Annotated in this window: 13 protein-coding genes; 6 read left to right on the top strand and 7 right to left on the bottom strand. The window is 65.2% G+C overall.

Going from position 1 to position 14973, the window contains the following annotated elements:
• The first annotated feature begins 2 nt into the window (after window positions 1-2).
• Window positions 3-812, top strand: a complete 810-nt coding sequence (locus QM588_RS16260) for an alpha/beta fold hydrolase (RefSeq protein ID WP_283314767.1) — start codon at window positions 3-5, stop codon at window positions 810-812.
• A gap of 69 nt (window positions 813-881) precedes the next feature.
• Here QM588_RS16260 and QM588_RS16255 read toward each other — a convergent pair whose 3' ends face one another.
• Entirely contained in the window at window positions 882-2009 is a 1128-nt protein-coding gene (locus QM588_RS16255; RefSeq protein WP_283314765.1) for an acyl-CoA dehydrogenase family protein, read from the bottom strand.
• Window positions 2010-2025: 16 nt separating this feature from the next.
• Window positions 2026-3201 (bottom strand): acyl-CoA dehydrogenase family protein, encoded by a 1176-nt coding sequence (locus QM588_RS16250; RefSeq protein ID WP_027497991.1) that lies wholly within the window; start codon window positions 3199-3201, stop codon window positions 2026-2028.
• Window positions 3202-3279: 78 nt separating this feature from the next.
• On the opposite strand from QM588_RS16250, the gene QM588_RS16245 reads away from it, so the two are divergent.
• The 4 genes from QM588_RS16245 to QM588_RS16230 are packed head-to-tail and all read left to right on the top strand — an operon-like array spanning window position 3280 to window position 6604.
• Window positions 3280-3834, top strand: a complete 555-nt coding sequence (locus QM588_RS16245) for a histidine phosphatase family protein (protein WP_283314764.1) — start codon at window positions 3280-3282, stop codon at window positions 3832-3834.
• Window positions 3835-3848: 14 nt separating this feature from the next.
• Window positions 3849-4331 carry a RidA family protein gene (locus tag QM588_RS16240; protein ID WP_032371653.1) on the top strand — a complete coding sequence of 161 codons (483 nt, stop codon included), beginning with the start codon at window positions 3849-3851 and terminating at the stop codon, window positions 4329-4331.
• 39 nt (window positions 4332-4370) lie between these two features.
• Complete coding sequence (locus QM588_RS16235) at window positions 4371-5861, top strand: ABC transporter permease subunit (protein ID WP_283314762.1); 1491 nt, start codon at window positions 4371-4373, stop codon at window positions 5859-5861.
• On the top strand, window positions 5858-6604 hold the full coding sequence (locus QM588_RS16230) for an amino acid ABC transporter ATP-binding protein (protein ID WP_283314761.1): 747 nt from the start codon (window positions 5858-5860) through the stop codon (window positions 6602-6604). The genes QM588_RS16235 and QM588_RS16230 overlap by 4 nt, the downstream gene beginning before the upstream one ends.
• A 72-nt stretch (window positions 6605-6676) precedes the next feature.
• Here the strand turns inward: QM588_RS16230 and QM588_RS16225 are convergent, their stop codons facing one another.
• The 4 genes from QM588_RS16225 to QM588_RS16210 all read right to left on the bottom strand — a co-directional run bounded on the left by QM588_RS16225 (window position 6677) and on the right by QM588_RS16210 (window position 12132).
• Window positions 6677-8743 carry a xanthine dehydrogenase family protein molybdopterin-binding subunit gene (locus QM588_RS16225; protein WP_283314758.1) on the bottom strand — a complete coding sequence of 689 codons (2067 nt, stop codon included), beginning with the start codon at window positions 8741-8743 and terminating at the stop codon, window positions 6677-6679.
• Entirely contained in the window at window positions 8740-9753 is a 1014-nt protein-coding gene (locus QM588_RS16220; RefSeq protein ID WP_283314755.1) for an FAD binding domain-containing protein, read from the bottom strand. Before QM588_RS16220 ends, QM588_RS16225 begins: the two co-directional genes overlap by 4 nt.
• Entirely contained in the window at window positions 9750-10250 is a 501-nt protein-coding gene (locus QM588_RS16215; RefSeq protein ID WP_283314753.1) for a 2Fe-2S iron-sulfur cluster-binding protein, read from the bottom strand. Before QM588_RS16215 ends, QM588_RS16220 begins: the two co-directional genes overlap by 4 nt.
• A gap of 100 nt (window positions 10251-10350) precedes the next feature.
• On the bottom strand, window positions 10351-12132 hold the full coding sequence (locus tag QM588_RS16210; protein WP_442972934.1) for a DEAD/DEAH box helicase: 1782 nt from the start codon (window positions 12130-12132) through the stop codon (window positions 10351-10353).
• A 277-nt stretch (window positions 12133-12409) separates the two neighbouring features.
• On the opposite strand from QM588_RS16210, the gene QM588_RS16205 reads away from it, so the two are divergent.
• Window positions 12410-14197 (top strand): AMP-dependent synthetase/ligase, encoded by a 1788-nt coding sequence (locus tag QM588_RS16205; protein WP_283314749.1) that lies wholly within the window; start codon window positions 12410-12412, stop codon window positions 14195-14197.
• Between the two features lie 90 nt (window positions 14198-14287).
• Here the strand turns inward: QM588_RS16205 and QM588_RS16200 are convergent, their stop codons facing one another.
• Window positions 14288-14905, bottom strand: a complete 618-nt coding sequence (locus QM588_RS16200; protein WP_032375181.1) for an alpha/beta hydrolase — start codon at window positions 14903-14905, stop codon at window positions 14288-14290.
• Window positions 14906-14973 lie beyond the last annotated feature (68 nt).

Genomic DNA, 14973 nt, shown 5'->3' with positions numbered 1-14973 from the left:
AGATGACGTCTTCCAAGTGGACCTCCCTGCTCGCAGCCGCGGCACTGACCGTGGGCACGATGCTCGGGATCGGCGTGGCTCCCGCCGCAGCGCAGGGCCTGCCGACCGTTGTCCTCGTGCACGGCGCTTTCGCCGACAGCACCAGCTGGGACGGCGTTGCGGCCGACCTACGTGGCCGCGGCTACCCGGTCGTCACCGCGGAGAACTCGCTACGTGGCCCTGCGATCGATGCGGCCTCGGTGACCGACGTCGTCGAGAACATCGACGGGCCCGTGGTGCTGGTCGGCCATTCCTACGGCGGCACGGTGATCAGCAACGTGCATGCGGACAACGTGGAGGCACTGGTCTACGTCGCGGCGTTCATGCCGGTCGAAGGCGAACCCGTCGCCCTCGAACTCGACCCCTTCCGATTCCCCGTGACGGCGTTGGTACCACCCGTGATCGGGCTGTCGATCGTCGACGATTCGTCCAACCTGATCGGCAAGAACGTCGACTCGTACATCACGCCCGCGCTGTTCCGTCCGTTCTTCGCACCCGACGTCACCGAGGAGCAGGCCGCCCGCATGGCGGCGCACCAGAAGACCATCGCTGCCGGTGCCTTGCTCGAACCGAGCGGTCCGCCGTCCTGGGTGCACACGCCGTCGTGGGCGCTGATCCCCCAGCAGGATCAGATCATCCCGACATCGGCCGAGCGGTTCATGGCGCAGCGGGCCGGCGCCCGGGTGACCGAGGTGCCGGGCTCGCACGCCATCCTGGTCTCGAACCCCGCGGCTGTGGCCGACCTTGTGGTGCACGCGGACTCGGGTAGCTGACGCGTCCGACAGACGACAACGGGCCCGACCACCTGGACGAGGTGGCCGGACCCGTGTTCTTCTACCGGATCAGATTCCGATGAGGTCGTGATCGCCGACCTTGTCCGACAGGATGCGCAGGTGCTCGTCCGCCCCACCGAGAGTGTGCTCGATGGCCACGAGCCGACTGGTGTAGTGCCCGACGGGATATTCGGCCGTGACGCCGATTCCGCCGTGCAGCTGGATTGCCTCCTGGCCGATCTTGCGACCGGAACGGGAGATCTGCAGTTTGGCGCGCGAGGCGATGGTCGTGTCGACGTTGCCGTCCGCCAGCGACATCGTGGCGTAGAGGCTCATGCTGCGGGCCAGCTCGAGCAGCACGTACATGTCCGCCGCGCGGAAGGTGAGCGCCTGGAACTTGGCCAGCGGAACCCCGAACTGCTTGCGCTGCTTGAGGTAATCGGTGGTCAGCCGCAGCGCCTCCTCCATGGCTCCCACTGCCTCGGCACACAGCGCGGCCTGTGCGCGCACCTCGGCACCGGTGATCGCAGCGGCTGCGTTCTCGGCCGAACCCAGCGGTTCTGCAGCAACGTCGGAGAATTCGATCTGCGCGGCGCGCTGACCGTCGTGGGTGGCGTACGACTTGCGGGTGAGCCCGGTCGCGTCACCGTCGACGACGAACAATCCGGTTCCACCACCGGGGAGTACGGCACTGACGACGATGACGTCAGCGCTGCCGCCGTGCGGAACCGGGTTCTTGACGCCATTGATCGACCACGATCCACCGTCCTCGGTGGCAGTGGTGGCGACCTCGACGTTTGGCCAGCGGCTGCCGGATTCGTTGTGCGCGAACGCCAACATCGACGAGCCCTCCGCCACGGGTGGCAGAAGTCGCCTGCGCTGATCGGCTGAGCCGAGCTCGGAGATGAGCCCGCCGGGAACGAGAACGGCGTCGAGAATGGGCTCCGGCGCGAGCCGTCGTCCGACCTCGGTCATGACGGCCATGATCTCCACGGGACCGGCATCCATACCGCCGTCGTCCTCGCCGAACGTCAGGCCGAGCAGACCGACCTCGGCCAGCTGCTTCCAGACGTCGGTGCTCCACCCCAGCTCACCGGCCACGATCTTGTTGCGCTTCTCGGTGTCGTAGGCGCGCGAAAGAACCTCACGGGTGGTGTCGCGAAGCAGTTTCTGCTCTTCGTTGAGTTCGAAATCCATGTCTTCAGATGCTCCCTTACAGTCCGAGAATCGCCGACGCGATGATGGTGCGCTGAACCTCGTTCGAGCCGCCGTAGATCGAGACCTTGCGATAGTTGAGGTAGTTCGGTACCGACCGCTGCGCCCAACCGTCGCTCTCGATGTCCTCGCCCGCCTCGTAGGGCAAGGAGTCCGGCCCGGCGATGTCCATCAGCAATTCGGTTGTGGTCTGCTGCAATTCGGATCCGCGGAGCTTGAGAATCGACGATGCCGGGTTCGGCTTGCCGTCGTCCGAGCTCGAGACCATCCGCAGCTGGGTCAGCTCGAGGGCGAGCAGTTCGTTCTCCACCTCGGCCAGCTTGGCCGCGAACAATGGGTCCTCGAGCAGCGTCCCGGTACCGACCTTGGTCTGCGCAGCGTGCTTCTTCGCCTGTCCCAGTCGAACTTTGGTGTGTCCGGCGCGGGCGACGCCGGTGCGCTCGTTGCCGAGCAGGAACTTCGCGTAGCTCCAGCCCTGGTTCTCCTCGCCCACGAGATTCTCGGCCGGGACGCGGACGTTGTCGAAGAACACCTCGTTGACCTCGACGCTGCCGTCGACCAGCTTGATGGGACGCATCTCGATGCCGGGGGTGTTCAGATCGATGAGCAGGAACGAAATTCCGGCCTGCTTCTTCGGTGCATCGGGGTTGGTGCGTACCAACGCGAAGATCCAGTCGGCGTACTGGCCGAGGGTGGTCCACGTCTTCTGGCCGTTGACGATGTAGTCGTCACCGTCCCGAATGGCGGTGGTACGCAGCGAGGCGAGATCCGAACCGGCCTCGGGCTCGGAGAACCCCTGGCACCACCAGATGTCGAGGTTCGCCGTCTTCGGCAGGAACTTCTCCTTGATCTCCTGCGACCCGAACGTCGCAATGACCGGGCCCACCATCGACGCGTTGAACGCCAGCGGCTCGGGTACCGAGGCCAGCTGCATTTCGTCGAGCCAGATGTGACGCTGGACCGCCGACCAGTCGCGGCCACCGAACTCCGCAGGCCAGTGCGGTACTGCCAGGCCGTTCTCGTTCAGGATTCGCATGGTCGTGACCACTTCGTCCTTGCTCAACTCCTGACCCGTCGCGTTCTTCTCGCGAATCTCGGCGGGGATCTTCGTGGTGAAGAACGTCCGCATCTCGTCGCGGAACGCGGCCTCTTCTTCTGTCAGGGCAAGATTCATCGACAATCCTCCGTGCTCGTTCGCTTATCTCGGTATCGACCGTACTCCCTGGTAACTCTGAGATATTCTCCGCTCACTATGACTTTTCTGGCGCTGGTTCGGCACGGTGAAACGAACTGGAATCTGCACGGCCGCCTGCAGGGCTCTTCGGACATACCGCTCAACGACACCGGACGCGCTCAGGCCCGCGAGGCCGGCTACGAACTGGAGTTCCGTACGTGGGATCACCTGGTCAGTTCGCCGCTGGTGCGGGCCGCGGAAACCGCCGACATCATCGGGACCCATCTGGGCCTGAACCGAACCGCCGAATTCCCGGATCTGGCCGAGCGGCACTTCGGTGACGCCGAGGGATTCACCGACTGGGACGCGTACTCGCATTGGCCGGACGGGCGATACCCGGGCCTCGAGCCACGATCGAATCTGATCGTCCGAGGCGTGCGAGCCGTCGACGAGATCGCCTCGCGCTACCCCGACTCCGCGGTGATCGCCGTGGCCCACGGCGGCGTCATTCGAGCCATCTTCGACGCCATCCGTCGACGACACTCACCCCGAATACTCAACGCCGGTGTATCCACACTCGACCACGACGGCACCCGATGGACGGTTCGCACCATCAACGGCGTTGCGGTCTGACAGGATTTTCGTCCATGGAGATCGAACGTCGCATCGCCGAACTCGGCTTCGAGCTGCCCGGTGAACCGAGCGCACCACCGGGATTCGAGTTCTCCTTCGACTGGGTTCGCGTCCGCGGCAACCGAGTCTTCGTCTCGGGTCATTCGCCGCTCGCACCGGACGGAACCCTCGCCGGTCCGTTCGGTGCGGTGCCGTCCGAAGTCGACCTCGACGCCGCCACCGACGCCGCGCGTGACACCGCCCTCGCGGTGCTGGGGAGCCTCGCCCGAGCCATCGGCGACCTGGACCGAATCAGCGCGTGGCTGACCGTCACCGGCTCGGTCAACGCCGATCACGGCTTCACTCAGACCACCACCGTCGTCAACGGGTTCTCCGATCTGGTGTTGGCGATATTCGGACCCGAAGTCGGCGCGCACGCGCGGACTGCGCTGGGAGCGGCCGCATTGCCGATGAACAACACCGTCGTCGTGTCAGCGGAACTGGAAATCGACGGGTAGGTTTTTCTCCACTCGTCATTACAGCGAAAGCAGGCCTAGATGGTGCGCAGATCCACTCTGGTTCTGGTCGCGATTCTGATCGGCATACTCGGGTTGTCCGGGTGTAGTTCGTCGTCGCAATCCCTCCTGGACCGAGTGCGCGACGACGGTGTACTCGTCGTCGGCACCGAGGGCACGTACAGCCCGTTCAGTTATCAGGGCGGGGACGGCCAACTCACCGGCTACGACATCGACGTCATCAACGCGGTCGGCGACGAACTCGGCGTCCGCGTCGACTTCGTGCAGACCCCCTTCGACTCGATCTTCGCCGGGCTGCAATCGCAACGCTTCGACCTCATCGCGAACCAGGTGTCGATCACCCCCGCCCGGCAGTCGGCCTACGACCTGTCCAAGCCCTACACGGTGTCCGAAGGCCAGATTCTCACCGCCGCGAACAACACCACGATCACCTCGACGGCCGATCTGGCCGGCAAGACCACGGCCCAATCGTCGACGAGCAACTGGGCCGAGGTTGCCGCCGACGCGGGCGCGAACGTCGAGGCGGTCGAGGGATTCGTCCAAGCAGTCGCCCTCGTCAAGGACGGCCGGGTGGACGCCACCGTCAACGACTCGCTCGCCATCGCCGAATACCTGCAGCAGACCGGCGACACGGGAGTGCGGGTCTCCGGAAACACGGGCGACACGACGCTGCAGTCCTTCGTGGCCCGCAAGAACAGTGGCCTGATGGACGAGGTCGACGCCGCCATCGACACCCTCCGCGACAACGGCACCATCGCCGAGATCTCGAAGAAGTACTTCGGCAGCGACGTCGCGGCACCGACCGCCGACACCGCGGCACCGGTGAGCGAGGACGGGGGAACCACTGCACCGTCGAAGATGCAGCTGGTGCTCGACAACCTGTGGCCGATGCTGAAGGCGACAGTAACCATGACGATCCCGCTGACCGCAATCAGTTTCGTTGTGGGACTGGTCATCGCGCTCGCTGTGGCACTCGCCCGGATTTCGTCGATCACACCGCTCGCCGCAGTGGCCCGGTTCTACGTCTCGATCATTCGCGGCACTCCCCTACTGCTGCAGCTGTTCATCATCTTCTACGGCCTGCCGCAGTTCGGCGTCGTGATCTCGCCGTTTCCGGCGGCCGTCGTGGCGTTCTCGCTCAATGTCGGCGGCTACGCCGCCGAAGTCATTCGCGCTGCGATACTGAGCGTGCCCAAGGGCCAGTGGGAGGCCGCGCAGACGATCGGCATGGGTTACCGAACCACGTTGCAGCGCATCGTGCTTCCGCAAGCACTGCGCACCGCCGTGCCCCCGCTGTCGAACACGTTGATCTCGCTGGTCAAGGACACCTCGCTGGCATCGACCATCCTGGTGACCGAGCTGCTGCGCGTCGCGCAGCTGGCGGCGGCCCCGACGTTCGACTTCTTCACGCTGTACTCCGTTGCCGCCCTGTACTACTGGGTGATCTGCATAATTCTCTCGTTCTTCCAAGGCAAACTCGAAGTCCGACTCGACAGGTACGTGGCGAAATGACAGACCTGCTGGAAGTATCCGCACTGAAGAAATCGTTCGGGCCGATCGAGGTATTGAAGGACGTCTCGTTCACCGTGCCGTCGGGCACCGTCACCGTCATCATCGGGCCGTCCGGCTCCGGCAAGACCACGGTGTTGCGCACGCTCAACGCTCTCGACCGGGCCGATGCCGGCCTGATCCGCATCGGCGACGTGTCCGTCGATTTCGCCGAGCCCGTGGACGCCGCGCGACTACGCCATTTCCGCGCACAGAGCGGCATGGTGTTCCAGAGCCACAATCTGTTCCCCCACAAGACCGTGCTGCAGAACATCATCGAGGGACCGGTGATCGTCCAGAAGCGGGCCAAGGACGACGCGATTCGCGACGCACACGCGATCCTCGACCAGATCGGTCTCGACGCCAAGTCCGATCAGTACCCGTTCCAGCTTTCCGGCGGCCAACAGCAACGCGTCGGAATCGCCCGGGCCCTCGCCTTGCGCCCCAAACTGATGCTGTTCGACGAGCCGACCTCCGCGCTCGACCCCGAACTGGTCGGCGAAGTACTGGGCGTCATCAAGGGCCTTGCCGCCGAAGGATGGACGATGGTGATCGTCACCCACGAGATCCGCTTCGCCCAGCAGGTGGCCGATCAGGTGCTGTTCCTCGAGAACGGCGTCGTCGTCGAACGTGGTGCGCCCGAGCAGGTTCTCGCGAATCCGACCGAGCCCCGTACTCGACAGTTCCTGCAGCGGATATTGGCGTAGAGGGGCAGCGTCCCATGTGAGTGGAACTTCGTAGCAGGGGTCGAGTTTCCACTCACATGCGGCGACGCCGTTCTAGAGGTGCGTCAGCACCTTGTCCAGGGTGATCGGCAGGTCGCGGACTCGCACGCCGGTGGCGTTGTAGACCGCGTTGCCGATGGCTGCCGACGAGCCCACCGCACCGATCTCACCGATTCCCTTACCGCCCATCGGGGCGAGTTCGGTGTCGACCTCCTCGATCCACACGGCCTCGAGATAGGTGACGTCCGCGCACGCCGGGATGTGGTACTCGGCGAGGTCGTGGTTGGCGAAGCCGCCGAACTCGTGATCGACGATGCCGCTTTCCATCAACGCCATCCCGAGCCCGAACGTCATGCCGCCGATGAGCTGCGACCGGGCCAGCCGTGGATTCATCACCTTGCCGATGCCGAACACCCCCAGCATCCGGCGCACGCGCACTTCGCCGGTGTCGACGTCGACCGCCACCTCGGCGAACTGGGCACCGAAAGCCATGCGAGCCAACTCTTTCTGAGCTTCGACGTCGTCGGTTGTATCGGCCTCCGCGGAGTTACCCGGCTGCAACGGTCCCTGGTCCCGCAACGCGTTGCAGACCTTGGTGACCGCCCAGCCCCAGGAGGAGGTGCCCGAGGATCCACCGGCACCGGGGGCCTTGGGCAGAGCGCTGTCGCCCAATTGCAGTGTGACGGCATCCGCGTCGACCTCGAGCGCATCGGCGGCAATCTGCCGCAGCACTGTCCGCGCACCGGTTCCGATGTCGGACGCAGCGACGGACACCGTGACCGTGCCGTCCTGCTCGACCCGAGCCGCCGCGGTACTCGGCGAGATCAGCACCGGGTAACTCGCTGTCGCGACGCCCATTCCGAGCAGAGTATTGCCTTCTCTGCGTTGGCCCGGCGTGGAGTCTCGATGTTCCCAGCCGAATTTCTCGGCACCCTCGCGCAGGCACTGCACCACACTGCGGGAGCTGAACGGATTCCCACTCGCGGGATCGACGTCGGGTTCGTTGCGGATCCGGAGCTCGATCGGATCGATTCCGGTGGCCGTGGCCAATTCGTCGATCGCCGTCTCGACGGCGAACATGCCGGGTGCCTCACCCGGGGCTCTCATCCAGCGCGGGGTGCCGACATCCAGCGACGCGAGGCGATGCGTCGTGGCGCGGTTGGGCGAAGCATAGATGTGCCGGGTCGATTCCGACGTCTGCTCGCAGAACTCGAAGATCGTGCTGGTCTGCTGAAAGGAATTGTGAGCGATGGCCTGCAGCCTGCCGCCCGAATCTGCACCGAGCCGAACGTGATTGAGGGTCGGGGTGCGGTATCCGACCACATCGAACAGGGCCTGCCTCGGCAGGACCAGCTTGACGGTCTTGCCGGTTGCTCGCGCCGCCATCGCAGCGAGAACCGCGTTGGGCCGTGTACTGCCCTTGGCTCCGAAACCTCCGCCGACGTTCTCGGCGATCACGCGAACGTTCTCGGGTTCGAGCCCGAACGCCGTGGCCAGGTCGCCCTGAACGCCCGATGGTGCCTGCGTCGAATCCCAGACCGTCAGCACACCATCGGACCAGTGCGCCGTGGTGGCGTGCGGTTCCATCGGACTGTTGTGCATCGGAGCCGTCGAGTACCAGTTGTCGACGACGTGCTCGGCCGTCTGCAACGCAGCGTCCGGATCACCGATCGTCACGTCGGTGGGGAACCCCGCGTTGACGGACTCGGGCGCGTACAGCGAGCTGTGATCGGCGCTCAGAGTGTTGTCGGGTGAACGAACGTCGGCGTAACGCACCTGCACTCCGGCCGCAGCCGCGCGAGCATCCTGGAGGGTGTCGGCCAGAACGACGGCCACGATCTGGCCGCGGTAAGCGACGGAATCCGATTGCAGCACATGCAGTTCGGCATCTTCCACGTCGCCCAGCTTCTCGGCGTTGCCGTGCCACAGGAGCGCGTGCACCGATGGACCCCCGTCAGCGAGTTCGACATGCTCGACCGTCCCGGCGGGGACCGTTGCAGGTACGTACCAGGCGTACACCTGGCCGGCGATCGGCGGCTGCTCGGCGGCGTAGCGCGCCCGGCCGGTGACCTTGTCGACGGACTCGGTGCGCTGAATCGACTGACCGATCGATGCCGTCATGACCGATCTCCCAACTCTTCGTGTGTGCCCAGCTCAGCCAATTCCACCAAAGTGCGCGTCACCAGGTTCGTGACCAGAGGAACTTTGAAAGCGTTGTCTCGCAACGGCTCTGCCGCGTGCAGCTCTTCGGTGATCGCTGCCCGGAACGACGCCTCGTCGGGGGCGGTTCCGAGCAGTGCATGTTCGGCGGTTCGGGCCCGCCATGGTCGGTGCGCGACCCCGCCCAGCGCGATCGACACCCCACGTACGATTCCGTCCTCGACGTCGAGCACAGCACCGATGGACGCGACCGCGAACGCGTACGACTGCCTGTCCCGTACCTTGCGATACGTCGAGACAGTGCCGTCGGCAGCCTTCGGAATTTCGATGGCGGTGACGATCTCGTCTCGGGCGACAGTGTTGTCTCGCGTCGGATCATCGCCGGGCAATCGGTAGAACTCGTCCATCGCGAGTTTCCGTTCACCGTCGACTCCGCGAACGACTATGCGCGCGTCGAGAGCCGACAGCGCGACGGCCATGTCGGACGGATGCGTCGCCACACAGGCCTCCGATGCACCGAGGATGGCGAGGTTTCGATGCTCGCCGTTACGTGCCGGACAACCCGAGCCGGGTTCGCGCTTGTTGCACGGCTTGGATGCGTCCATGAAGTAGACGCATCGGGTGCGCTGGAACAGGTTTCCGCCGGTGGTGGCCATGTTGCGCAACTGGCCCGAGGCCCCGGACAACACTGCCCGCGAGAGCACCGGATACCGCTGGCGGACAACCGGATGCACCGCAAGATCGCTGTTGGACACCCCGGAGCCGATCCGCAACGCTCCGTCGTCGGCGACGTCGATGTCGTGCAACGGCAATCGCGTCACATCGATCAACGCCGATGGTGCGGCCACACCCAGCTTCATCAGATCGACCAGATTGGTGCCGCCACCGAGCAACATCGCGTTCTCGTCCCCCGCCAGGCGTTCGAGAGCGTCGTCGATCGCAGTGGCGGTTCGGTACTCGAAGGTCTTCATGACGCGTCCTGCACTGCGGGAACGATGTTCGCATACGCACCGCAGCGGCACAGGTTGCCGCTCATACGCTCGCGCACTTCACCGGAGTCGAGTTCGACGTCGGTGGCCTCCAGGTCCTCGGTGACCGCACTGGGCCAGCCCTGTTTCGCCTCCTCGATCACCGCGACCGCCGAGCAGATCTGCCCGGACGTGCAGTACCCGCACTGGAAGGCATCACGGTCGACGAACGCTTGCTGCACGGGATGTAGCGCGTCGCCGTCGGCGAGGCCCTCGACCGTGGTGATCTCGCGCCCGCCCTGCGCGACGGCGAACGTGAGACAACTGTTGATTCGGCGGCCATCGACCAGGACGGTGCACGCACCACACTGCCCGTGGTCGCAGCCCTTCTTGGCCCCGACCAGATCGAGGTTCTCGCGAAGTGCGTCGAGCAGAGTGGATCGAGTGTCGCAGTCGATCTCGCGATCGGTTCCGTTGACACGCAGAGTGACGTTGGTCATGCCCGGGCGGATACCCGGGGTCCGGGCCACCAAACGCTCGAGCCGGCGGGTCGTGCGCGGAACTTCGTAGTGGGCTACGAAGTTCCGCGCACGTGGCGCGCTAGCGCCTGCCCTTGAACTTTCCGCCGCCGCGCGGACCGCCACTGCGTCCGGGAGGACCGGAGTCGGGTTGCAGCTGAATCAGCACGCCACTGATGCGGGTGCGACGCAGCGCTTCGACCGTCTCGTCGGCGAGGTCGGCAGGCAACTCGACCAGGGAATGGTCGGGGCGAATGCTGATGTGCCCGAAGTCGCTTCGACGCAGACCACCTTCGTTGGCGATGGCACCGACGATGGCACCCGGGGCGACGTGATGACGCTTTCCGACGCTGATGCGGTACGTCGCCATCTCCTGGCCCGTCTTGCGGTGATGCGAGCTGGCCGCATCCTCGTCGAACGTGCGCGGCGGCCGCGGCTCACGCGGCTCGCGGGGTGCCCGCGGCGGGGCAGGCGGCTCGGGCTCGAGCAGGAAGGCTTCGCCGTCGCGCGACTGGATGGCCAGCGCTGCCGCGATGTCCACCAGCGGTACGTCGTGCTCGCGCTCGTAGTCCTCGATGAGACGGCGGAACAGCGCCAGATTCTCGTTGCCGAGACTCTCGGTGATGGAGTCCTTGAACTTCGTCACGCGCTGCGCATTGACGTCGTCGACGCTGGGCAACTGCATCTCGGTGATCGGTTGCCGCGTCGCGCGCTCGATGGCCTTGAGCAGGTGACGCTCCCGCGGCGCAACGAACAACAGAGCCTGACCGGCGCGACCCGCGCGGCCGGTACGACCGATGCGGTGCACGTAGGACTCTGTGTCGTGCGGGATGTCGTAGTTGATGACGTGTGAGATGCGGTCGACGTCGAGACCACGAGCCGCCACATCGGTGGCCACCAGAATGTCGATCTGGCCGTTCTTGAGCTGGCCGATGGTGCGCTCACGCTGAGCCTGCACGATGTCGCCGTTGATCGCGGCGGCGGAGAATCCCCGTGCGCGCAACTTCTCGGCGAGCTCTTCGGTGGCCTGCTTGGTGCGCACGAACATGATCATGGCCTCGAACTCTTCGACCTCGAAGATTCGAGTGAGCGCCTCGAGCTTGCGCTGATGCGCAACCTGCACGTAGCGCTGCGTGATGTTCGGTGCCGTCGACGTCTTGGTCTTGACGGTGATCTCCACCGGGTCGTGCAGATACTGCTTGGAGATCTTGCGAATCGCGGCCGGCATCGTGGCCGAGAACAACGCGACCTGCTTGTACTCGGGAGTGTCGGAGAGGATGCGCTCGACGTCCTCCTGGAACCCCATCTTGAGCATCTCGTCGGCCTCGTCGAGCACCAGGTACTCGAGACCGGACAGGTCGAGGGTGCCCTTCTCGAGGTGATCGATCACGCGACCGGGGGTGCCGACGATGATCTGCGCACCCTTGCGCAGACCGGACAACTGGATGCCGTACGCCTGACCACCGTAGATGGGCAGGATGTGCAGACCCGGAATGTGGGTGGCGTACTTGCCGAACGCCTCGGCCACCTGCAGCGCGAGCTCGCGGGTCGGCGCCAGCACCAGGGCCTGCGGCGTCCGACGCGAGACGTCGAGTCGGGACAGGATCGGCACCGCGAACGCGGCGGTCTTACCCGTGCCGGTCTGCGCGAGGCCGACGACGTCGTTGCCTGCCATCAACGGCGGGATGGTCGCCGCCTGAATGGGCGACGGGCTCTCGTACCCGACATCGTGCAGGGCCTTCAAGACCCGCTCGTCGATTCCGAGATCGGCGAAGGTGATGTCGTCACCCTCTGGGGCGGGACGGGGCGAACTCGTCTCGTCAGACGTCACGGCGGCATCCTGATCAGATTCTGAAGTGCTCATATACAGCCGAGTTTAGTACCTGCCCGGCCCACGCGACTCCTTCTGCGCTGATCAGGTGACGAAATCAGCCGCGGTGGGCGGCAGGTGCGAGCGTTCTCACGACGGCAACCCGACGGAGATGCACGACCGGACACCGTTATGTTGTACCCCGAGTCACACTCAGCTCCACTCGAAACGACGGAAAATCGACAAACCGGACAACCTCGGTGGTGCGTTACGGACTCGGGTGTGATGAAATGCACAACTACCACGCTATTTATCCGTAAGGGGTCCAGCAGTGCGCGAATATTCTGTGCCGGCGTCATTCACCATTCCCGACGACGCATCCATGGCCGACACCGTCTTCCGGTACCAGAAGGAATCACCGAACTTCGTCCCGTTCCAGCGCCTGGTGAACGGCACCTGGACCGACGTCACCGCGGGTCAGTTCGCCAAAGAGGTCACCGCCGTGGCCAAGGGCCTGATCGCGTCGGGCGTCGAACTCGGCGACCGCGTCGCGATCCTCAGCGCGACCCGCTACGAGTGGGTCGTCCTCGACTACGCCATCTGGACCGCCGGCGGGTGCACCGTCGCGATCTACGAGACCTCGTCGCCCGATCAGGCCCAGTGGATCCTCGAGGACTCCGCTACCAAGCTGCTCGTAGTCGAGACCGCATCGCACGTCTCGAACCTGAAGGACGTCACCGAGGGTGCCGCCGAACTGCGTGAGGTACTCCAGATCGACGGCGGTGCCATCGACGAGCTGACCACCCGAGGCGCAGGAGTCAGCGACGAGGACGTGCATACCCGCCGACACCAGGTGACCGCTGCCTCGCCTGCCACCCTGATCTACACCTCGGGCACCACCGGTCGCCCCAAGGGCGTGCAGCTGACACACGCCAACTTCTACGCCGAGGTCCAGGCCACTCAGATCGCGCTGCACGACTCCATGCGCGAGGGCAACCGCACCTTGATGTTCCTCCCGATGGCGCATGTGTTCGCCCGCGCGGTGTCGTTCGGCTCGTTCGAGTCGAAGGTGACCGTCGGCCACACCTCGGACGTGTCGACCCTGGTGGATCAGTTCGCCGTCTTCAAGCCGAACTTCATTCTTTCGGTGCCGCGCGTGTTCGAGAAGGTCTACAACTCGGCCAAGCAGAAGGCACACGACGGCGGCAAGGGCAGCATCTTCGACAAGGCCGCCGCGACGGCCATCGAGTGGAGCGAGGCCCAGGAGAAGGGCGGCGCAGGCCTGGTCCTCAATCTCAAGCACACCGTCTTCGACAAGCTCGTCTACTCCAAGCTGCGGGCTGCGCTCGGCGGCAACTGCGATCGAGCGGTCTCGGGCGGCGGCCCCCTCGGCGCTCGCCTCGGCCACTTCTTCCGCGGCGCAGGCGTACCGGTCTACGAGGGCTACGGACTGACCGAGACCAGTGCGGCCGTCACCGTCAACACCACCAAGGAACAGCGTGTCGGCACCGTCGGCAAGCCCATCGACGGCCACGCGGTCAAGGTCGCCGAGGACGGCGAACTGCTGCTCAAGGGCCCGGTGGTGTTCAGCGGCTACTGGCACAACGAGAAGGCCACCGCCGAAGCGATCGTCGACGGCTGGTTCCACACCGGCGACCTCGGCTCGATCGACCAGGAAGGCTTCGTCTCGATCACCGGCCGCAAGAAGGAAATCATCGTCACCGCAGGCGGCAAGAATGTCGCCCCCGCGGTGCTCGAGGACGCATTGCGCGCCAACGCGATCATCAGCCAGTGCCTCGTCGTCGGTGACGCCAAGCCGTTCATCGGTGCGCTCATCACCCTCGACCCCGAAGCGATGCCGGGCTGGCTCGAACGCCACAACCTCGCTGCCGACATCCCGTTCTCCGAACTGTCCAAGAACGCCGACCTCGTCGCCGAAATCGACAAGGCCGTGGCCGAGGCCAACAAGAAGGTCTCCAACCCCGAGCAGATCAAGAAGTACACGATCCTCGAGAACGACTTCACCGTCGAGACCGGCGAGCTGACCCCGACGATGAAGCTCAAGCGCAACATCATCCACACCGAACGTGGCAGCGACATCGAGGCCATCTACTCGTAGATCACCCAACACGAGTGCCGAAGGGCCCGACGCGAGCAATCGCGTCGGGCCCTTCGCCGTACAGCATGTGACCGTCAGTGCACGTGATCGTCAGTGCATGTGATCGTCGAGGAATTCGGCGACCACCGTCGTCACGGCCTGGTGAATCTTTTCGTGCAGCAGGTCGTGGCCGCCGTCCTCGAACTCGCGCAAGCTCGCCTGCGGAACGCGCCCGATCCATTCACGCACGGCATCGACCGGTGCCAGACGATCGTCGACGCCGTGTACGGCCAGCAACGGAATGACGTTGTCGGACAGGTCGTCGGCAGAACCCGTCACGGATTTCGGCGTTCCGCACAGGATCGCGCACCGAACGGCCTCGGGATGCGCACCCAGCGCTGCGATGGCCGTCGCAGCTCCGAGCGAATGGCCCATCAGAGCGAACGACAACTCGGGGTGCTCGGCCTCGGCGATGTCGATCAACTGAAGCGCGTTCTGGGCGAGACCGGGGATCTGTGCTGCGTCGGTCAGTTCGCCCTCGGTCAGACCGTGCCCCACGTGATCGACCGCCCACACGTCCACCCCGCGCTCGTTCAGCAGCCGAGCGAAGCGGTGGTAGTGGGCGCTGTTCTGGCCGAGACCGTGCAGGAAAACGAGACCGAATCGAGCGTCGGCGACGGTCCAGGTTCGATAGTGGACAGCACCGGTGGCTCCGTCGAAAAAAGGCATTGAATCATTTTGCCTCTTCCCGCCGGCTTCCGCGCGCAACGTGACCGGTGCCGCTGTCGCGGGTCGCT

Source organism: Rhodococcus sp. IEGM 1354 (assembly GCF_030056855.1).
Lineage (GTDB): Bacteria > Actinomycetota > Actinomycetes > Mycobacteriales > Mycobacteriaceae > Rhodococcoides.
This window is presented reverse-complemented; position numbering and strand designations above follow the sequence as displayed.